This is a genomic window from Streptomyces sp. NPDC060002 (genome assembly GCF_042737245.1).
Classification (GTDB): domain Bacteria; phylum Actinomycetota; class Actinomycetes; order Streptomycetales; family Streptomycetaceae; genus Streptomyces.
Window position 1 is genome coordinate 85,925 of record NZ_JBHWUW010000008.1, and the last position, 18,547, is coordinate 104,471.

General features: G+C 72.2%; 16 protein-coding genes, 1 pseudogene and 1 riboswitch. Of the genes and pseudogenes, 6 read left to right on the top strand and 11 right to left on the bottom strand.

Going from position 1 to position 18,547, the window contains the following annotated elements; genetic code table 11:
• Positions 1–56: 56 nt before the first annotated feature.
• The 3 genes and pseudogenes from ACFWBD_RS10420 to ACFWBD_RS10430 all read right to left on the bottom strand — a co-directional run bounded on the left by ACFWBD_RS10420 (position 57) and on the right by ACFWBD_RS10430 (position 3,719).
• Positions 57–812, bottom strand: a complete 756-nt coding sequence (locus ACFWBD_RS10420; protein ID WP_385665464.1) for a polysaccharide deacetylase family protein — start codon at positions 810–812, stop codon at positions 57–59.
• Positions 813–907: 95 nt separating this feature from the next.
• Positions 908–1,897, bottom strand: a pseudogene (locus ACFWBD_RS10425) (glycosyltransferase); the annotation flags it as partial.
• 757 nt (positions 1,898–2,654) lie between these two features.
• Positions 2,655–3,719, bottom strand: coding sequence for a GNAT family N-acetyltransferase (locus tag ACFWBD_RS10430; protein WP_385665467.1), 1,065 nt, complete (start codon positions 3,717–3,719; stop codon positions 2,655–2,657).
• 290 nt (positions 3,720–4,009) lie between these two features.
• On the opposite strand from ACFWBD_RS10430, the gene ACFWBD_RS10435 reads away from it, so the two are divergent.
• Positions 4,010–4,834 (top strand): HAD family hydrolase, encoded by an 825-nt coding sequence (locus ACFWBD_RS10435; protein ID WP_385665470.1) that lies wholly within the window; start codon positions 4,010–4,012, stop codon positions 4,832–4,834.
• A 60-nt stretch (positions 4,835–4,894) separates the two neighbouring features.
• On the opposite strand, the gene ACFWBD_RS10440 is transcribed toward ACFWBD_RS10435, so the two are convergent.
• Positions 4,895–5,368 carry a transglycosylase SLT domain-containing protein gene (locus ACFWBD_RS10440; RefSeq protein WP_385665473.1) on the bottom strand — a complete coding sequence of 158 codons (474 nt, stop codon included), beginning with the start codon at positions 5,366–5,368 and terminating at the stop codon, positions 4,895–4,897.
• Between the two features lie 3 nt (positions 5,369–5,371).
• Positions 5,372–5,600: riboswitch (cyclic di-AMP (ydaO/yuaA leader) on the bottom strand.
• 632 nt (positions 5,601–6,232) lie between these two features.
• Between ACFWBD_RS10440 and ACFWBD_RS10445 the strand changes: the two genes are divergently transcribed.
• The 4 genes from ACFWBD_RS10445 (at position 6,233) to ACFWBD_RS10460 (ending at position 10,855) form a co-directional block, all read left to right on the top strand.
• Positions 6,233–7,243: a polyprenyl synthetase family protein gene (locus ACFWBD_RS10445; RefSeq protein WP_385665476.1), complete on the top strand. Its 1,011-nt coding sequence runs from the start codon at positions 6,233–6,235 to the stop codon at positions 7,241–7,243.
• Between the two features lie 226 nt (positions 7,244–7,469).
• Positions 7,470–8,759, top strand: coding sequence for an outer membrane lipoprotein carrier protein LolA (locus ACFWBD_RS10450; RefSeq protein WP_385665479.1), 1,290 nt, complete (start codon positions 7,470–7,472; stop codon positions 8,757–8,759).
• A gap of 160 nt (positions 8,760–8,919) precedes the next feature.
• Positions 8,920–9,936 carry an ABC transporter ATP-binding protein gene (locus ACFWBD_RS10455; protein WP_385665482.1) on the top strand — a complete coding sequence of 339 codons (1,017 nt, stop codon included), beginning with the start codon at positions 8,920–8,922 and terminating at the stop codon, positions 9,934–9,936.
• Positions 9,923–10,855 (top strand): ABC transporter permease, encoded by a 933-nt coding sequence (locus ACFWBD_RS10460; protein ID WP_385665484.1) that lies wholly within the window; start codon positions 9,923–9,925, stop codon positions 10,853–10,855. The genes ACFWBD_RS10455 and ACFWBD_RS10460 overlap by 14 nt, the downstream gene beginning before the upstream one ends.
• A gap of 99 nt (positions 10,856–10,954) precedes the next feature.
• On the opposite strand, the gene ACFWBD_RS10465 is transcribed toward ACFWBD_RS10460, so the two are convergent.
• The 3 genes from ACFWBD_RS10465 to ACFWBD_RS10475 all read right to left on the bottom strand — a co-directional run bounded on the left by ACFWBD_RS10465 (position 10,955) and on the right by ACFWBD_RS10475 (position 13,468).
• Positions 10,955–11,542, bottom strand: coding sequence for a flavodoxin family protein (locus ACFWBD_RS10465; RefSeq protein WP_385665486.1), 588 nt, complete (start codon positions 11,540–11,542; stop codon positions 10,955–10,957).
• 131 nt (positions 11,543–11,673) lie between these two features.
• Entirely contained in the window at positions 11,674–12,948 is a 1,275-nt protein-coding gene (locus ACFWBD_RS10470) for an amidase family protein (protein ID WP_385665488.1), read from the bottom strand.
• Between the two features lie 16 nt (positions 12,949–12,964).
• Positions 12,965–13,468 (bottom strand): DUF6668 family protein, encoded by a 504-nt coding sequence (locus ACFWBD_RS10475; protein WP_385665491.1) that lies wholly within the window; start codon positions 13,466–13,468, stop codon positions 12,965–12,967.
• A 216-nt stretch (positions 13,469–13,684) separates the two neighbouring features.
• Between ACFWBD_RS10475 and ACFWBD_RS10480 the strand changes: the two genes are divergently transcribed.
• On the top strand, positions 13,685–15,430 hold the full coding sequence (locus ACFWBD_RS10480) for a tetratricopeptide repeat protein (RefSeq protein WP_385665493.1): 1,746 nt from the start codon (positions 13,685–13,687) through the stop codon (positions 15,428–15,430).
• A gap of 15 nt (positions 15,431–15,445) precedes the next feature.
• Here the strand turns inward: ACFWBD_RS10480 and ACFWBD_RS10485 are convergent, their stop codons facing one another.
• From ACFWBD_RS10485 to rarD, 4 genes are all read right to left on the bottom strand, one after another.
• Positions 15,446–16,399 (bottom strand): M28 family metallopeptidase, encoded by a 954-nt coding sequence (locus ACFWBD_RS10485; protein WP_385665496.1) that lies wholly within the window; start codon positions 16,397–16,399, stop codon positions 15,446–15,448.
• A 170-nt stretch (positions 16,400–16,569) separates the two neighbouring features.
• Positions 16,570–17,055, bottom strand: a complete 486-nt coding sequence (locus tag ACFWBD_RS10490; protein WP_385665499.1) for a VOC family protein — start codon at positions 17,053–17,055, stop codon at positions 16,570–16,572.
• A 10-nt stretch (positions 17,056–17,065) separates the two neighbouring features.
• Positions 17,066–17,221: a hypothetical protein gene (locus ACFWBD_RS10495; protein ID WP_385665501.1), complete on the bottom strand. Its 156-nt coding sequence runs from the start codon at positions 17,219–17,221 to the stop codon at positions 17,066–17,068.
• A gap of 25 nt (positions 17,222–17,246) precedes the next feature.
• Positions 17,247–18,410 carry an EamA family transporter RarD gene (rarD, locus tag ACFWBD_RS10500; protein WP_385665504.1) on the bottom strand — a complete coding sequence of 388 codons (1,164 nt, stop codon included), beginning with the start codon at positions 18,408–18,410 and terminating at the stop codon, positions 17,247–17,249.
• Positions 18,411–18,547: the final 137 nt, after the last annotated feature.

An 18,547-nucleotide genomic window follows, 5' to 3' on the forward strand; every position in this document is an offset into this window, starting at 1 on the left:
TCAAGGCAACTATAGGAATTTTCTCTTCTTTTCACACCAAAATCGTCGAACTCGGCTCAACCTGCGAACACCGGCCCCTGTACGACGGCGCGGGCGCGGCGGTACCAGCGCCAGCCGACCGTCTTCGGTCCGTCGCGGTACGGGGCGACCCGGGCGCCGGATCCCGCCAGCCAGCCCCGGACGTCGGCGACGGTGTGACCGCGGCGCACGATGAGCCGGGCGATGCGGTAGTGCTCGTCGCGGTCCGAACTGAGCGCGTGCCGCACGGCGGTGGCCGTCTCGTAGCCCGCGGCCGCCGCCGTCCGCCGTACCCGCCCGCTGTTGTAGCCGTGCGGGTAGGCGAGATGACGGACCTGGTGACCGAGGGCGTCCTCCAACACTGAGCGGGACAGCCGCAGTTCGTGCGCGAGCGCGCGGGGCGCGAGGGTGTCCAGCTGGGCGTGGGTGACGGTGTGGCTGCCGATCTCCATGCCGTACCGCTCGAGTTGTGCCGCCTGCTCCAGCGTCATCATCGGCGCCGCCGGCAGCAGGCTGCGTCCGCCGCGGGTGATCGCTCCGGTGGTGAGGTAGGCGGTGGCGGACAGCCCGCGCCCGGCCAGCGCCTCGGCGGTGGCACCGGGCAGATCGGCGAAGCCGTCGTCGAAGGTGAGCAGCACCGGCCGGGGCGGCAGCGGTGCCCGCCCCGCGAGGTGGTCGGCGAGCGCGCTGATCGTGACGGGCGTACGGCCGCTGTCCACGACGGCGTCCAGATGCTCGCCGAACTGTTTCGGGCTGACGGTGAACTCGGCGATCCAGCCGGGCGGTTCCTCCATCACGGCGTGATACAGGAGGACCGGGACAATGCCGTCCCCGTCGTCGTCCCCGTTGTCGCCGCAGCCTTCTCCGCCTGCTCTGTGCGCGGACGTCGTCATCGCGCGGCACCTCGCAGCGCGCGCCGGGCCCGCAGATAGCCCACCGGCCCGTAGAGCATGCCGCGCCGCTGGAGCCGGGAGAGCCGGGCGGGCCAGGCGTGGGTCCGGGCGTCGTGACCGCCGGGCGCGCCGTCCGCCGTGGGCTCCGCCTGCCGGCTCGCCGTCAGCGTCCGCGCGTGGGCGAGCCCCCGGGGCAGCCGGGCCAGGAACGCGGGCAGCAGGCCGGGCCGGTTGACGAGGATCGCCGTGAGGTAGGCGGTGAGGCCGGCGCCGTAGCCGTACGCCTGGGTCTCCAGGTCCCGCCAGGTCTCCCGGTGGTGGTGCCAGACCAGGGCCAGCGGCGTGTAGTGCAGCCGGTGGCCCCCGGCGAGGATCCGGACGAACCCGTAGAGGTCGTCGCCGCCCCGCGCGAGCGTCCCCGCGCCGGTCGCCGGGTCGAAGCCGCCGACCGCCCGCAGCACCTCCGTACGGAAGGCCATGTTGGCACCGGAGCCGAAGCGGCCCGCGGTGAACGGGAACAGCGGTTCGTCGGCGGGCGGGTCCTGCGGGTCGTACGTGCGGGCCGTGAAGCCCTTGGCGAAGCCGCCGTGACTCTCCAGGAGGACCTGGGCAGGGGTCCGCAGCCGGGCCGGCAGGATCAGGCCGGTGGCGCAGCCGAGGCCCGGGTCGGCGGTGAACGGCGCGGTGAGTTCCGTGAGCCAGCGCGGATCCGCCACCACGTCGTCGTCGGTGAAGGCGATCACCTCGCCGCGGGCGGTCTCGACACCCTTGTTGTGGGCGACGGCGAGACCGGGCGCCGGTTCGGTGACGTACCGCACGCGCTCGGCGTACTCGAGCTCGACCAGGTCCCGGGTGGCGTCCGTCACGGGCGCGTTGTCGACGACGACGATCTCGAAGTCCGGGTGGTCCTGGGCGAGCAGCGAGTCGAGGGCATGGCCGAGCTTCTCGGCACGCTCACGGGTGGCGACCACGACAGTGGTGAACGGAACCCTGGCGGTCGGGACGGTGGCGGTCGGGACGGTGGCGGTCGGGACGGTGGTGGTCGGGACGGTGGTGGTCGGGACGGTGGTGGTCGGGACGGTGGTGGTCGGGACGGCGGTGGTCGGGACGGTGGCGGTCGGGACGGTGGTGAACGGGACGGCGGCGGTCGGGACGGCGGTGGTCGGGACGGCGGTGGTCGGGACGGCGGTGGTCGGGACGGTGGCGGTCGGGACGGTGGCGGTCGGGACGGCGGTGGTCGGGACGGCGGCGAACGGAACGGTGGTGGTCGGGACGGTGGTGGTCGGGACGGCGGTGGTCGGGACGGCGGTGGTCGGGACGGTGGCGGTCGGGACGGTGGTGAACGGGACGGCGGTGGTCGGGACGGCGGTGGTCGGGACGGCGGCCGGCGGGGCGGCGGTCGGGGCGGTCTCGTGCGCGGGCCTCGCGGAAGGCGGCCCGGGTGCCTGTTCGTGCGTGGCCAGGCTCATGAGGACGGTCTTCGGGTCCGCGCCCGCCGGTACCGACCCGAGCAGCGTCCCGATCGGCCGCCCACCCCTTCTGACCAGCACGAACACCTCACCGTGCGTGACGGGCGGACTTCCCGGCGCCGGTCTGAGGACACCCCCGTCGTCCAGTTCGAGCTCGGCGACCTGCACCGGCTCGATGTCCAGGAACCTCTGTATCTCCTGCTGTGCACGTGCCGCGCGGTACATGAACCCCCCTTGTCTCACGCCCGTCACACCGGCCGGTCGGCGCCGCCCGTCACGGTCGGCGCAGCCGGCCCGCGCCCTTCAAGGCCCGTGCGGCCGCCGCGGCGAGCCTCGGCCGGCTGCGCACGAAGTGATGCGCCCGGCGGGACGGCTCACGGCTGAGCCAGTAGAGCGCGGCGCCCACCCCCGGACGCGACCACGCTCCCTCGTACACGGGTAGCTCCCCGGTCTTCAGCGAGTCCTTGTACTCGGCCGCGCCCCGCCCCAGGTCGAGCAGGCCGATGCCCTCGGCGGCGGCCGACTCGGCCATCCGCAGATGCAGCACCAGGCCGGGTGAGAACTTCGCGAACTCCGGTTCGTACGAAGGGAACCAGCAGGCCAGGACGGTCGACGAACGCAGTCCGAAGTGCGCGGCGACCGGTTGGTCACCGGCGTACAGGACGGAGAGAGTGCCGGAGCACTCCGGCGCGCGCGTCGCGGAGAGCGCGTTCACGAGCCGGGTGATCCACTCCTGCGCGAACCGGTCCCGGCGGCCGGTCCTGCGGTACTGCGCGGACTTCCACGCCATGAGCGTGCGCAGCGCTGCCGGATCGCGTTCGTCGAACACGAACCGCAACTCCCCGACCTGACGCCCGAGCCTGCGCTCCTTGGCCAGAGTCGTCTTCAGGAACTTCGGCGACTGGGCGCGCAGCACGGACTCGTAGGTCTCGTAACCCTTTTCGACGTCGATGACATAGGAGGCGTACTCCTCGGCCGCGTGCGGGGTGAACAGCCCTTGCTCCGCCTCCAGGTTGTCGAAGGCGAAGCTCGACAGGGCACATGCCCGCATCAGTTCGTCGGCGTCCAGCCCGAGACCCGGGGCCAGCACCGCGCCCTGCGCGTCCGAGACGCCGTACGCGAGGGCCTGGCCCTGTCCGAGCAGGCCCCGCTCGTGGGGCAGGAAACCGACCGGCTCACGCCCCTCGTACACCACCGCCACCCGCGAGCGTGGCTGTACCAGGCCCACGGCGTCGGTGAACTCCGGTTCCATGAAGGGGTTTCGCGGAAGCGCCGACGCGGCACGCAGCGCGCGCCACCGCTCCCTCTCCCCCTCGCCGAGGTCCTGCGGCCTCAGCACACGAATGCGCCCACTGCTCAACCTGACCCCCCGATCAAGTCCCCCTGGACACCTGGACGGTACCGCTCCACCCGGGCGTCGCGGTAGGTAGCGTCCCATCTTGTTGCCAACCGGTGCAGAGGCCTACAACCGTCCGCAACCCGGCGATGTGCCAGAAAGCCGTTTCATCGAGTCGGCCGGCAGCCAGTCGTGAGCCTGGCGCACAAGGGGAGTTGGCAGAACAGGACAGGACCTGAACGTCGGCCGGTTCGTGTCGGACCCGGGGGGCCTGGGATCCGTATTCTCTGATCATGGCCGCACCCACCGCATATGCCGCGCGCACCGCGTACTCCCTCATCGCCACCGATCTGGACGGGACGCTGCTCCGCGGCGACGACACCTTCTCCGACCGGTCGCTCGACGCGCTCGCGCGGGTGGCGGCCGCCGGCGCACGCCACCTGGTGGTGACGGGACGGCCCGCGCCCCGGGTGCGCCCGCTGCTCGACCGGCTGCACAGCAGGGGGCTCGCGGTGTGCGGGCAGGGCGCGCAGTTGTACGACGCCGGCGCGGACCGTCTGCTGTGGTCGGTCACCCTGGACCGGGAGCTGGCCGAGACCGCGCTCGGCAAGATCGAGGCGGAGGTGGGGCAGTTGTACGCGGCCGTCGACCAGGACGGTGTCGACGGGCTGACGCTCATCGAGCCGGGCTACCGGATGCCGCACCCGACACTGCCCGCCCTGCGCGTCGGCCGGCGCGACGACCTGTGGTGCGAGCCGATCAGCAAGGTGCTGCTGCGCCATCCCACGCTGTCCGACGACGAGTTGGCGTCGACGGCCCGCTCGGTGGTCGGTTCGCTGGCCACGGTCACCATGTCGGGGCCGGGCACGGTCGAACTCCAGCCCTGCGGGATCACCAAGGCGACGGGTCTGGCCCTGGCCGCCGAACATCTGGGGCTGCGGCCCGAGGACACCGTCGCGTTCGGGGACATGCCCAACGACATCCCGATGTTCGACTGGGCGGCTCGTGGTGTCGCCATGGCCAACGCCCATCCGGAACTCAAGGCGGTGGCCGACGAGGTGACGACGTCGAACGAGGACGACGGCGTGGCCGTCGTCCTCGAACAACTGTTTCCGTAACCGGCTACCGGCTACCGGCTGTCGCCTGCCGACGCCGGCGACCGGGCCCGGGCGGGACGGTCAGTACGCGCCGAACACGTTGTCGATCGAGCCGTAGCGCGCGGCCGCGTAGTTGCAGGCGGCGGTGATGTTCGCGACCGGGTCGTACGAGTCCCACGACGTGCCGTTGACGTGGTAGGCGCGGAACGTCGGGTCGATGACCTGGAGCAGCCCCTTGGACGGGATGCCCGCGGCCGCGTTGGAGTCCCAGAGGTTGATGGCGTTGGGGTTGCCGGAGGACTCGCGGATGACGTTGCGGTAGATGCCGTTGTACGTCCCCGGGATGCCGTGCTGCCCCATGACCTGGAGGGAGGCACGGATCCAGCCGTCGAGGTTGTTGGCGTAGCCGAGGCTGGTGGCCGTGGAGACGGCCGGAGTCGCCGCGGAGGCGGTGGTCGCCCCGAGGACGGGGAGAGCGAGCACGGCCGCGCCGGTGACGGCGACGGCGAGCGTGCGGACGAAACGGTTGCGGCGCGGCTGAGCGGCAGCGGGCATGACGATTTTCCTCTCCGGCGCCTGCGAGGTGAGCTGTCGGGTTCGGGCGGGAGCTGCCCGGTCGCGTCCTGACGGTCGCGACTTGACCCCAAGCCGTACCGGCCTGTCCGAAACATCTCGGGTATCCAAGACATCCGGAAAATCCGTTTCGGCGACTTACCTGGTTCCCCCGCTCCTGCCGAGCGGTGTCGATGGGTGTGCGGGCGGCGGCAGGATTCGGCGTTCCACCCGACAGGCCGGGAACGTATGCGAGAGCACATGTCCGAAACAAGTACCGGATTCACAGATCACCCCTATTGACCTTGGTCTGTGACCTATGAGGTGCTTGATCCTTTGTGGGTGCAAACCTTCAACTTGCTTACGGGGTGCGGAGAATCGGTGAACGTCGAGGTCGGACCGGATCTCCCTGAGGGGTGAGCCAAGTCACCAGCATTCACAAGAGCGGCGAATCGGGCAATAGCCCCAACTCATCGTTAAAGGACCGGCAATGGACCGCGGAGGGAAATCGCCCGGAGTTGCCCCCGGCGCGTCGAGGGGGAGGCTGAAGGGAATGCGTGATGGTCGTCACGTGAAGAGGGGGTGACCGCGCCCGTCACCTCGACGGGCGCCCCGGTCCGGGACGTGAATCTCCGCTTCCCGGAAACTCTCTCCATGTCCGCTCATATGAGCTGATCGAAAACATATCGGGCGTGATCCGATAGCGCCTGGCCTGCGAGGCGCCTCCCGGGCGAGCCATTCGAGCCCGCGGGACGTGGGGGCTATCGGTGATCGAAACGTGACCGGATACGCTGACTTGAGTGATGGCAGAGACCTATCGACAAACCGCGTAATCGCCAGTAGACACCAGCAGACAGGAGACCCCTCGTGACCGTCGTCGGGCCGTTCGGGCTGAGCGTGCGGGACCAGGCTCTGGAAGCCGATGTCCAGGCCGGATTGGCGGCTGTCGAGGAAGGCTTGCTCGAGGCCACCAAGAGTGAGGTCCCGTTCATCACGGAGGCCGCCCAGCACCTCGTACGCGCGGGCGGCAAGCGGTTCCGGCCGCTGCTCGTGGTGCTCGCGTCGCAGTTCGGGGACCCGTACGCGCCGGGTGTCGTGCCGTCGGCCGTCGTGGTGGAGCTGACCCACCTGGCCACGCTGTACCACGACGACGTGATGGACGAGGCGGCCGTGCGGCGCGGGGTGTCCAGCGCCAACACCCGCTGGGGGAACTCCGTCGCCGTCCTCACGGGCGACTTCCTCTTCGCTCGCGCCTCCCACATCCTGGCCGACCTCGGGCCGGAGGCGGTACGGGTACAGGCGGAGGCGTTCGAGCGGCTGGTCACCGGGCAGATCCTGGAGACCGCGGGTCCGACGGACGGGCGGGACCCGGTCGACCACTACCTCGACGTGCTCGGCGGCAAGACGGGTTCGCTGGTGGCGGTGGCCTGCCGGTTCGGGGCGATGATGTCCGGCGCCGACGACACGGTCGTCGACGTGCTCACGCAGTACGGCGAGCGGCTCGGCGTCGCCTTCCAGCTCGCGGACGACGTCCTGGACATCGCCTCCGACTCGCACGAGTCGGGCAAGACGCCGGGCACGGACCTGCGCGAGGGCGTTCCCACGCTGCCCGTGCTGCGGCTGCGGGAGCGGGCGGCGCGGCTGTCGCTGCCCGAGGACATCGCCCTGTGCGAGCTGCTGGACTCCGACCTGACCGACGACGCCCGGCACACCGAGGCGCTGGAGGCGCTCCGGGCCCACCCGGCGCTGGAGCAGGCCCGCCGGGACACCGTGCGGTACGCGAAGGAAGCGCGGTCCGCGTTGGCGCCGCTGCGGGAGTGCGACGCGAAGGCGGCGCTGATGGAACTCTGCGACGCGGTGGTCCACCGGGCGGGCTGACCCCGGCGACCCCTACGGGTCGGACGGCGGCTCGTCACCTTCGTGTCATACCGCAGGCGTATGTGGAGTTGAGCCCTCGGGCTGACGCTTCCCCGTGGCCGATTTGGTCAGATGGGAACCACGGAAAACACCACTCCTCACCGATTCGGGTGAGAATGGCGGCTTGGGGTGGGGACGTACAAGCGCGAGATGACCAGCCGCCGCCGACGACGGAGGTAAGGCACACATGGCACCGAAGGCATCCGACGACACCACGACCGGCGGGGAGCCGACCGGCGGGGAAACCGACGAGCTGCGCCTCGGACGGCGCAAGGCCGCACGGTACATCGTCCCGGTCACCGTGATCGGTGTCGCGGCGGCGACGATCGGGCTGGTCCCGGCGCTCGCCGACTCCGGCGACCCCGACCTGCCGAAGATCACCGCACAGCAGCTCCTCGACAAGATCGCCGCTTCGGACGTACAGCAGCTGTCCGGAACGGTGAAGATCAGCACCGATCTCGGGCTGCCCGACCTCGGCGGACTGGAGAGCGGGCTCCTCTCGGGAGCCACCGGACAGGGCGGTGACGGCTCGTCCGCCGATCCGTCCACCAAGCTCACCGAACTCGCCGCCGGCACGCACACCCTGCGCGTCGCCGCCGACGGCCCGGACCGGCAGAAGCTCTCGCTGCTGGAGAACGCCGCCGAGTACAGCGTCATCCACAACGGCAAGGACGTGTGGGGGTACGACAGCGCGTCCAACGAGGTCTACCACTCGACCGCAGGCGAGAGCTCTGGCAAGGGCTCCGGGAAGGCGGAGACCCCCGTCCCCGCCACGCCCAAGGAGCTCACCGAGGACGCTCTGAAGGCGGTCGACGACACGACCTCCGTGACCGTCGACGGCACCGTCCAGGTCGCCGGGCGTGACGCCTACAAGCTGCTGGTAAAGCCGAAGCAGTCCGGTTCCACGGTCGGCGCGATCAGTGTGGCCGTGGACGCGAAGACGGGCCTGCCGCTGAAGTTCACGCTGACCCCGGCGAGCGGCGGCGCCGCAGTCGTGGACGCCGGCTTCACCCAGGTCAGCTTCGCCAAGCCCGCCGCGTCCACCTTCGACTTCACCGCCCCCAAGGGCGCGAAGGTCACGGAGGGCGACGAGGCCGGGGAGAGCGCCCCGGGGCACTCGGAGAAGTCCGACGACCTCGCGAAGGACCTCGAAGGCATCGAAGGCATCGAAGGCATCGAAGGCATCGAGGGCGCCGAAGGCCAGGACGGCCTCGACGGGCTCAACGTCCTCGGCGAGGGCTGGACGTCCGTGGCCGTCTTCGACACCGGCGGCGAGGGTGTGCCCTCGGGCGCGGAGGCCGGCGGCGATCTCGGCGGTTTCCTCGGTTCCTTCGGCGACAAGGTGACCGGCAAGTTCGGCTCCGGCACCGTCTTCTCCACCCGCCTGATCAACGCCCTGATGACGGACGACGGCAAGGTCTACGTCGGCGCGGTCACCAAGGACACCCTGGTGAAGGCGGCGAACGCGGCGAAGTAGGCCGGCGAAGCGGGCCATGCGGGCCATGCGGTCGAAGCGGTCGAAGCGCGCGAAGCGGTCGAAGCGACCGAGCGGTGAAGTGATGAAGTGGTGGAGCGGGTGAAGTAGGACAGATCCCGGCCTGCGGACACCGGAGGCCGGGAAGCCGGAGGGGGAGCCGATGGGGGAGCCAGTACGGGAACCCGTACGGGAGGCCGTGCGGGAGCCAGTACGGGAGGCCGTGCGGGAGCCCGGGGACGGCGACGGCGTCATCCACACCCGCGGCCTCACCAAGCGCTACCGCGGGGGACAGCTCGCCGTGGACGGCCTCGACCTGACCGTCCCTGCTGGCAGCGTCTTCGGCTTCCTCGGCCCCAACGGCTCCGGCAAGACCACCACCATCCGCATGCTGATGGGGCTCATCGAGCCCACGGCCGGCTCGGCCCGCGTCCTGGGGCAACCCATGCCGCGGGCCGCGCGCGCCGTACTGCCCCACGTCGGGACCCTCATCGAGGGTCCCGCCCTCTACGGCTTCCTCTCCGGCCGCGACAACCTCCTCCGCTACGACGCCGCCGACCCGACAGCCGATCCGCGCACCCGGCGTGCGCGGGTCTCGGCGACGCTGGAACGGGTGGGCCTGACGGCCGCCGCCGGCAAGAAGGCGAAAGCGTACTCCCTCGGCATGAAGCAGCGTCTGGGCCTCGCCGCCGCCCTTCTCCAGCCCCGTCGGCTGCTCGTCCTCGACGAGCCGACCAACGGCCTGGATCCGCAGGGCATGCGGGAGATCCGCTCGCTGATCCGGGAACTGGCCGCGGAGGGCACGACCGTCTTCCTCTCCTCGCACCTGCTCGACGAGATCGAGCAGGTGTGCACGCATGCGGCGGTGATGGCACAGGGCCGACTGCTCGTCCAGGGCCCGGTGGCCGACCTCGCCGCGGGAACGCGCGGCCGACTGGTCGTGACGACCCCGGACCCGGCGGACGCGGCCCGGGTGCTGAAGGAGCAGGGGGCGGACGACGTGGTCCTCGGTGAGGACCGCGTGAGTGCCGAGGCTCCGCCCCCGGACCGCGATCTCGCCGATCTGAACGCCGCGCTGGTGACGGCGGGCGTCCGCGTCCGCGGCTTCGCCGTCGAGCGGGCCTCCCTGGAGGACGCGTTCGTGGCTCTCACGGGGGAGGGATTCGATGTCGCGGGCTGACACGGTGGACGACCGTGAGCGAACGCCGGCACCGGCACCGGTGCCGACACCGCCGCGGACGGCGCACTGGACCTGGACCTTCGGGCTGCTCCGCAGCGAACTGCTGACCACCTTCCGGCGCTGGCGCACCCTCGCGCTGCTGGGCGTGCTGGCGGCCGTGCCGATCCTGGTCGGGATCGCCGTGAAGATCGAGACGGGCGACGGCTCGTCCGGCGGGCCGGGCGGCGGGGGAGGGGGCGGTGGCGAGGGCCCGGCGTTCATCTCCCAGGTCACCAACAACGGCCTGTTCCTGGTCTTCACCGCGCTGGCCGTGACCCTGCCGTTCTTCCTGCCGATGGCGATCGGCGTCATCGCGGGCGACTCGATCGCCGGCGAGGCGAACGCGGGCACGCTCCGCTATCTGCTGGTCGCCCCGGCTGGCCGCACCCGCCTGCTGCTGGCCAAGTACGCGACCGTCATGATCTTCTGCCTGGCGGCCACGCTCGTGGTCGCGCTCTCGGCGCTGACGGTCGGGGCGCTGCTCTTCCCGCTGGGCGACCTGACGACGATCTCCGGCACCCGTATCGGCTTCGGCGACGGGCTGCTGCGGGCACTGCTGATGGCCCTGGTCGTCGCCGCCTCCCTGACCGGCGTGGCGGCGCTCGGGCTGTTCGTCTCCACCCTCACCGGCAGCGGCATCGCGGCGATGGCGACGACGGTGGGCCTGCTGATCACGGTCCAGATCCTCGACCAGATCCCCCAACTGCACGCCTTGCAGCCGTACTTCTTCTCACACCACTGGCTGTCCTTCGCCGACCTGATGCGCGAGCCGGTCTACTGGGACGATCTGGAGAAGAACCTCGCCCTCCAGGCCCTGTACGCGGCCGTCTTCGGCTCGGCGGCCTGGGCGCGCTTCACGACGACGGACGTCACGGCGTAGGACAACACGGCGTAGGACAGCACGGCGTAGGACAGCACGGTGTGGGGCGGCACGGCGTAGGACAGCACGGTGTGGGGCGGCACGCGTAGGCCGTAGGTCTCAGTGGGTTTCGTACAGGAAGCGGGCCGTCGGCGTCTCTCCCGCGAAGAACGTCTTCGCGCGGGTCAGCGCCTCCGTGTCCCTGAGGACGTCGCCGGGCTTGCTGCCGTTGCCGAGCAGCACCCCGCCGAAGGACATCCCCAGGTACGCGGCCGAGTTGTTGAGCGTCCCGATGAGCGGATCGGCGACCACGGGCTGTTCGTCCGCGAGCGCGGTGACGCCCCAGAGGGTGCGTCCGGCGAGCGTCGCCTTGAAGTCGAGGCCGGGGATGCGCAGCCAGCCCGACCAGTGGTCCAGGTAGCGCTTGGTCTGCGCGGAGACCGAGTACCAGTACAGCGGGGACGCGATCACGAGGTCCGTCGCGGCGAGCGTGGCGTCGAGCAGCAGTGCCGCGCTCCCCTCGGTGGGGCGCACGTGGTCGCTGTCGTGCCGCTCGTCCTCGAAGTCGGGCAGCGGGTGCCGGGCCAGACTGATCCATGTCTGCTCGACGTCGGAGGGCAACTGCTCGGCGGCAGCGCGGGCCAGCAACTCGGTGTTGCCGTCCGGACGGCTGCTGCCCAGCACGAACAGGAAACTGCGGCGCGTCATGATCCATCCCCCAGGTAGTCCGCGTACGACGATAGTCTGCACCTGCATTATATGTGTGTGCAAGCATCAAGCGGGAGTGACGGCGCGAGGGCGAGGGCAAGGGAGAGCGCGGGGCTGGGGAGAGCGCGGGGCTAGGGAGAGGTCGAGGCCTGAGCGGCTCGGGCGGCTGCCAGGAGTGCCGACTCCCCGCCGTGTGCCGCGACCAGCTGCAGCCCCACGGGACAGCCGTCCGCGCCGAGCCCCGCCGGGATGCTGATCGCCGGATGCCCGCTCAGGTTGAACGCCCAGGTGAGCGCGGTCGAGTACCGCGCGCCCGGACCCTCGTGACCGTGCGCGGCGTTCGGGGTCGTCGGCGTCAGCAGCAGGTCGGCACGGGAGAAGAGGCCGGCCAGGAGCCGGTCGTTGACGTCCCGGACGCTTTCGGCGGCACGGAGGTCCGAGCCAGGTGTGCGCAGCGCGAGCCAGGCCGGTGCGGGGTCCGCCAGCCTCAGGGGCGCGTCGGAGGGCAGCAGCCGTACGACACCCGCCTCGGCGAGGCGCCCGGCGGCGGCACGGGCCAGGGCGAGCGGCTCGGGGTCGGTATCGGCGAAGCCGAGGTCGGCGGAGAAGACGGCGACAGGCAGGACGGGGCCCGCCGAGGGGATGGGATCCGCTGAGGGCATGGGATCCGCTGGTGGGACGGGGTCCGCCGGTGGGACGGGGCCCGCTGGTGGGACGGGGTCCGCTGAGGGGGCGGGGCCCGCCCCTGCCTCCGGTGTCGTCACCCGCCAGTACGCCTCCGCGTCCGCCGCGTGGTGGACGAGTACGCCGGGCGCCGCCAGTCCCGTACGGTCCCGGGAAGCCGGTGGCGGTCCCTCCCCGGGCGGCGGCCGGCGGTTCGTCGTCTTCAGGCCGATCACGCCGCACCACGCGGCCGGGATCCGCACCGAGCCCGCGCCGTCGCTGCCGGTCGCCAGGGGGACCAGACCGGCGGCCACCGCCGCCGCGGACCCGGCCGAGGAGCCGCCCGGCGTGCGGTCGGCGCGCCAGGGGTTGGCGGTCCGGCCGTGGGCGCCGAGGCCCCAGGTCTGCCAGGGAGTGCCGGGCCCCGGTACGGCCGTGGCCCCGACCGGCACGCATCCGGCGGCGACCAGCGGGCCCGCCGTGCGCAGTCCGTGACGCCCCTTCACGCCGATCGGCACCCCGGCCAGCGGCAGCCGCTCGCCCGCGGCGACCCGGGCGTCGACCTCGCGCGCCCACGCCCGCGCCGCCTCCTCCCACACCTCGGCGAAGGCGCACAGTGAACGGTCGACCCGCGCGATCCGGGCGAGCGCCTCGCCGGCCACGTCCACGGCCGACAGCCGCCCCGTCCGCACGCCCGCGGCGATCTCCACGGCCGGCGGCCACGCCAGGGGCCCGGACCTCACCCCGGCCCCCGCCTGCTCAGCGGGCCCCGGTGAGCCGGGACAGTGGTTCCGTCTCGCGTGGCGGGGTCCCGCCCAGTTCACCGAGGCGCCAGTTCGCCACCCACGGGACGCGGTACACGTCGACGACCGACTCGATCACCCGCACCCGCTGGACGAGCGGCCGGGGCAGCCGGCCCGGCGCGTCCGCGACGAGCACCACCGCGTCCAGGTCGAGCCCCCGCGGAGCCTCCCCGCGCCGGAAGACCTCCAGGGTCCGCAGGAGGGAGTCCAGCCCGGCCGCATGGGTGCGGGCGACCAGCAGCACGGACGGGGGATCACCGGCGCCGGGCCACGCGCGTCCGCAGTCGTGGCCGCCGTAGACCGCGGCGAGCGTGGAGCCGCCGGCCCCACCGTGCGTGGCGACCCAGGAGAAGCGCCGGGGACCGGCGGCGGAGGAGTACGGCATCGCCACCGGATCCGGTACGGCCACCGGCCCGCGGATCCAGATCTCCGGCCCCCGCCGTCCGTCCGTCGTCCCCATGACCCGTGGTCCTCCCCGTCGTCGCCGTCCCTCCGGGACGCCCCTGATCATGGTGGTCCCGGAGCTGCCCCGGGAGTGGGGCGTGGGTTCCTGGAACGAGGCTGTGACGTCGTGGTGACGCGCGGACCGGGAGCGCTCGGAGAGACTCAACAGTACGTGTCCACGTACACGTACCTGGACGACCGGATCGTGGCGACGCATCCGAGTGAGGAACCGATGTCTCGACTCAGCCGCGAGAAGAAGCGGGAACAGAAGTACGCCGGCCCCACGGCCGTCGTGGTTGCCCCGCTCGATGTCCATGTCCGCGGGGGTGGGACGGCGACGATAGGAGGCGTCCCGGTCGTCGCGGTCGACGGCGAGGAGATCCAGCGCGCCGTCCTGAGCCACCTCCACCGCATCGCCCTCGCCACCGGACACCCGGTCCTCGCCACGGTCCACGACGAACGCATCGGCTACGTCGTCGCCCTGCGCGTGGACCCGGACGGTTCCAGCCACTTCACAGCGGATCCCCTGCGGACGGCCGCCGCCCCGTCCGAGGCGGCCCGGGGGGAGGCGGCACGGGAGACGGCGGTACGGGGGGAGGCGGCACGGGAGACGGCGGTACGGGACACGCGGAGCTCCGAGCCCACCGCCACGCCCGCACCGGTCGCCGCCCCCGCCGACCCGCCTGCGCCCATCGACCCACCCGCGTCCGCCGCGGTCCCCGCGTCCGCCGCGGTCCCCGCGTCCGCCGCGGTCCCCGCGTCCGCCGCGGTCCCCGCGCCCGCCGCAGTCGCCACGCCCGCCGAGACGCCGGTGCCCGCCGTGGTCCCCGCGCCCGCCGACGCGCCGGTGCCCGCCGACGCGCCCGTGCCGCTCGACGCCGAACACTCCGCTCAGCCGCGACGCGACAAGCCCACGCACTTCCTGCGCCCGGTGTCCGAGCCGGTGCGGGACGCGGCCCCGACGTTCCCGTTGCGCGCGGTGCCCGAGCCGGAAGCGGAGCGGAAAACCCGGTCGGCACCGGAGTCGGCACCCACGTACGCGGGGAAGACCCCGGCGCTCGGCACGGTATCCGCCCCTACGGGTGTGTTCGGCCCGCCCCCGTCGATGGACGAGCGGCCGAACCCGAACCCGGACGCGGTCCCCGCCTCGGCCCCGACCGAAGCCCCGACCACGACCCTGACCCCGGTCCCCGCCACGGCCCCGACCGAAGCCCCGACCACGACCCCGGTCCCCGCCTCGGCCCCGACCGAAGCCCCGACCACGACCCTGACCCCGGTCCCCGCCACGGCCCCGATCCCGCTGCCGCTCCCGACACCCGCCTCCACCCCCACGCCCACCACCAGGCCCACCACCGGGCCCAGTTCCACGCCCACCCCGTTCCTGCCCGACGGCCTCATCTCCGACTCGGCCCTGGACCCGGATCCCGGCCCCAAACCGACCCCCGCCCGTGGCTTCGACGCCGTCGCGGAGGCGGTCCTCGGGGACGACCCCCGTACCCTCCACGGCGACGGCGGCACCCCGGCCCTCCTCGCGGAACCGCTCGCGCGGATCAACGAGGCCGTGCGGGCGGGCCGTACGGACGCGGCGGCCGCACTCGCGGAGCGGACCGTGCTGGAGGCGTCCGGAACGCTGGGACCGGAGCACCCCGAGGTGCTCCGGCTGCGTGAACTCACCGCGTACATCGCCTACTTGGCGGGCGACCCGCTGCGCTCGTTCCACACCTCCCTCGACCTGGCCCGCATCAGCCGCCGGAACCGGGACGCGGAGGCCGCGTACGGCAACGTCCAGAGCGCGGCAACGGCCTGGCGTGCCGTACGCGATCCCTTGCAGGGACTGAACCTGGGGACCGAACTCCTCGGCCTGTGGACGGAGCTCACCACCGAGGAGGGCCCGGCCGCCGACGACGTCGAGGAGCTGGAGTCGGCCCGCGCGCGCATGCTCCGGCTGGCCTCACGCGCCCGTAAGCCGGGCGCGTGACGACCGCCCGGCCGATCAGGAGGACAGGGCCCAGACCGCGTACGCCAGCGCGTCCGCGTTCCGGTTCAGGGCCGTGTCGTCGATGTTGGCCGTGGTGTCGCAGGAGGAGTGGTAGCAGCGGTCGAAGGCCCGCCCGGCCGTACCGCCCCACTTGGCCGCCTGCGCCGCCGTCTTGAGGTAGTCGGCGCCGCTGAACAGGCCGCCCACCGGCACGCCCGCGTTCTTGAAGGGGGCGTGGTCGGAGCGGCCGTCGCCCTCGGTCTCGATCTCCGTCGGGACGCCGAGGCCGGTGAAGTAGTCCTTGAAGGTCTTCTCGATGGCCGGGTCGTCGTCGTAGACGAAGTAGCCGGGGTTCGGCGAGCCGATCATGTCGAAGTTCAGGTAGCCGCTGATGCGGGCCCGGTTCGCCGACGAGAGGTTGTTGACGTAGTACCGGGACCCGACCATGCCCAGTTCCTCCGCGCCCCACCAGGCGAACCGCAGGTGCTTGGTGGGGTGGTAGCCGGCTCTGGACACGGCCAGCGCCGTCTCCAGGACGGCCGCCGAGCCGGAGCCGTTGTCGTTGATGCCGGCCCCTGCGGTCACGGAGTCCAGATGGGACCCGGCCATCAGCACCTGACCGGTGTCGCCGCCGGGCCAGTCGGCGACGAGGTTGTAGCCGGTGCGGCCGGAGGAGGTGAACTGCTGGATGGTGGTGGTGTATCCGGCGGCGTCCAGCTTGGCCTTCACGTAGTCGAGCGACGCCTTGTAGCCGGTACGGCCGTGCGCACGGTTGCCGCCGTTGGCGGTGGCGATGGACTGGAGCTGGGCCAGGTGGGCCTTGACGTTGGCCACCGGGAGGTCGGGAGCGGCGGCGATCGCCCCGGACTCGGGGGCGGGTGCCGCCCCGGCTATGGATCCGGTGGCGAGCAGTGTGGCGGCCGCGACGACGGCGGTGACCGTCGCCCGCCCGGAAACGGGGAGCTTCATGGTGGGGGGCTCCGAATTCCAGCGGGACACCTGCGAGCGACCGTCGAGCACCTGGAAGCCCACAGGTAATCCACAGTGAATGGGGTGACTGGATGGTGAAGCCGAGGCCAACACTCCGTCAAGAGCGCTATCCGGACAGCTGGTTCACATACCGAAGCCCGTTGTGTCCCTCAATGCACGCAGAACTCGTTGCCCTCCGGATCCGCCATGACCACCCACTGCCCGGACGGCTCCTTCACCTCTCCCAGCACGCTCGCCCCCAGCGCCGTCAACCGCTCGACCTCCCCTGCGCGCAGCTCGGCACCGGGGTGCAGATCGAGGTGGAGCCGGTTCTTCACGGTCTTCGCCTCCGGCACCCGCTGGAACAGCAGCCGCCGCCCGAGCCCGGTCCCGCTGTCGGGGTCGTACGGGTCGTCGGGGTGGCGTACGGCGATCAGGTCCCGGAAGGCCGGGCGGCCGTGGAACTCCAGCGCCGCCGCCCCCGGCAGCGCGCCGAGCTCCAGCAGTCGCTCGATGAGCGCGCTGTTGTCCTCGACCTCGTAGTGCAGTGCGCCGGCCCAGAAATCGGCCTGCGCGTGCGGGTCGGCTGAGTCGACGACGAGCTTCCAGTGCACGGGCGTGGGCCCTGCCTCGGGTACTCCAGATGTCTCGGTCATGCAGCAACTTCTAGCAGGCCCGCACGGCGTCGGCCTCCCACGCGCCGAACACCGTCGGTGCCGACCGGACCGGACCATCGTGTTCCGGTCCCGTCGACGCCGTCGTGCCGACGATGCCGTAGTGCTGGAGTGCCGACGATGCCGTCGTGCCGTCGATGTCGTCCATACCGCCGAGCGGCGGTGACGGCCGTCTACGGCTTGGTGAGGGGAGGGACTCCCGCCTCCGGAGCGGGGACGCCGAGGACGCCGGGTACGCCGAGGACGCCGAGGACGCCGGGTACGCCGGAGGCGGTGGCGACGCCGGAGGCGGCAGCGCCACCGGAGACGCCGGAGGCCACGCTCTCCGCCTCCCGAACGGCGCCCGTCACGCCGGTTGTGTCCGTCACGGCCGTCACGCCCGTCATGTCGGTCGGGCCAGGCGCCTCGGCCCTGCTCTCGGTGATCGCGGCGCCGAGCGCACGGGCCGTCCGGCGTGAGGTGCGCAGCGCGTCGCCGGTGAGCAGCACCAGCGCCAGCCACACCAGCGCGAACCCGGCCCAGCGCTCGGGGGGCATGGCCTCGCCGAAGTAGACGACGCCGAGCAGGAACTGGAAGACCGGCGCCAGGTACTGGAGCAGACCCAGCGTGGACAGCGGCACGCGGATCGCCGCCGCGCCGAAGCAGACGAGGGGGAGCGCCGTGACGAGGCCGGTGGAGGCGAGCAGGGACGCGTGTCCGATGCCCTCGGTCGCGAAGGTGAGGCCGCCGTGCGCGGACAGCCACAGCAGATAGCCGAGGGCGGGCAGGAACTGGATGGCGGTCTCGGCGGCCAGCGACTCGACCCCGCCGAGGTTGACCTTCTTCTTCACCAGCCCGTAGGTGGCGAAGGAGAAGGCGAGGGTGAGGGAGATCCACGGCGGGTGGCCGTAGCCGATGGTCAGGACCAGCACGGCCGAGAAGCCGACGGCGACCGCCGCCCACTGCACGGGCCGCAGCCGTTCCTTGAGGATCAGTACACCCATGGCGATGGTGACCAGCGGGTTGATGAAGTACCCGAGGGACGCCTCGACGACATGGCCGCTGTTCACGGCCCAGATGTAGACGCCCCAGTTCACGGTGATGACGGCCGCGGCGATCACGACGAGCCCGAGCCGGCGCGGCTGCCGCAGCAGCTCACCGGCCCACGCCCAGCGCCGTACGACGAGCAGCGCGACGGCGACGAAGGCGAGGGACCACACCATGCGATGGGCGAGGATCTCGGTCGCCCCGGCCGGCTTGAGCAGGGGCCAGAAGAGGGGGACCAGGCCCCACATCCCGTACGCGGCGAGGCCGTTCAGCAGGCCTGTCCGGCCTTCACTCTTCGACGTCCCGGCCACGGGGCCCCTCCTTCTCACGTCAGGCATGCGTGGACGAAGGTAACGCCGAGGACCCCCGTCTGTCATGCCCGTATCGCCATACGGTCATGACAGGCAGGGGTGAGGTGGCGCAGGGCGGCGCGAGGGCCCTCGGGGGA

What these genes read in the sequence shown, in the direction of transcription:
- ACFWBD_RS10490 (WP_385665499.1), bottom strand. Translation starts at nt 17,055, where the DNA reads ATGACCGAGACATCTGGAGTACCCGAGGCAGGGCCCACGCCCGTGCAC.
- ACFWBD_RS10440 (WP_385665473.1), bottom strand. Translation starts at nt 5,368, where the DNA reads ATGCCCGCTGCCGCTCAGCCGCGCCGCAACCGTTTCGTCCGCACGCTC.
- ACFWBD_RS10450 (WP_385665479.1), top strand. Translation starts at nt 7,470, where the DNA reads ATGGCACCGAAGGCATCCGACGACACCACGACCGGCGGGGAGCCGACC.
- ACFWBD_RS10460 (WP_385665484.1), top strand. Translation starts at nt 9,923, where the DNA reads ATGTCGCGGGCTGACACGGTGGACGACCGTGAGCGAACGCCGGCACCG.
- ACFWBD_RS10435 (WP_385665470.1), top strand. Translation starts at nt 4,010, where the DNA reads ATGGCCGCACCCACCGCATATGCCGCGCGCACCGCGTACTCCCTCATC.
- ACFWBD_RS10420 (WP_385665464.1), bottom strand. Translation starts at nt 812, where the DNA reads ATGGAGGAACCGCCCGGCTGGATCGCCGAGTTCACCGTCAGCCCGAAA.
- ACFWBD_RS10455 (WP_385665482.1), top strand. Translation starts at nt 8,920, where the DNA reads ATGGGGGAGCCAGTACGGGAACCCGTACGGGAGGCCGTGCGGGAGCCA.
- ACFWBD_RS10485 (WP_385665496.1), bottom strand. Translation starts at nt 16,399, where the DNA reads ATGAAGCTCCCCGTTTCCGGGCGGGCGACGGTCACCGCCGTCGTCGCG.
- ACFWBD_RS10480 (WP_385665493.1), top strand. Translation starts at nt 13,685, where the DNA reads ATGTCTCGACTCAGCCGCGAGAAGAAGCGGGAACAGAAGTACGCCGGC.
- ACFWBD_RS10465 (WP_385665486.1), bottom strand. Translation starts at nt 11,542, where the DNA reads ATGACGCGCCGCAGTTTCCTGTTCGTGCTGGGCAGCAGCCGTCCGGAC.
- ACFWBD_RS10475 (WP_385665491.1), bottom strand. Translation starts at nt 13,468, where the DNA reads ATGGGGACGACGGACGGACGGCGGGGGCCGGAGATCTGGATCCGCGGG.
- ACFWBD_RS10495 (WP_385665501.1), bottom strand. Translation starts at nt 17,221, where the DNA reads ATGGACGACATCGACGGCACGACGGCATCGTCGGCACTCCAGCACTAC.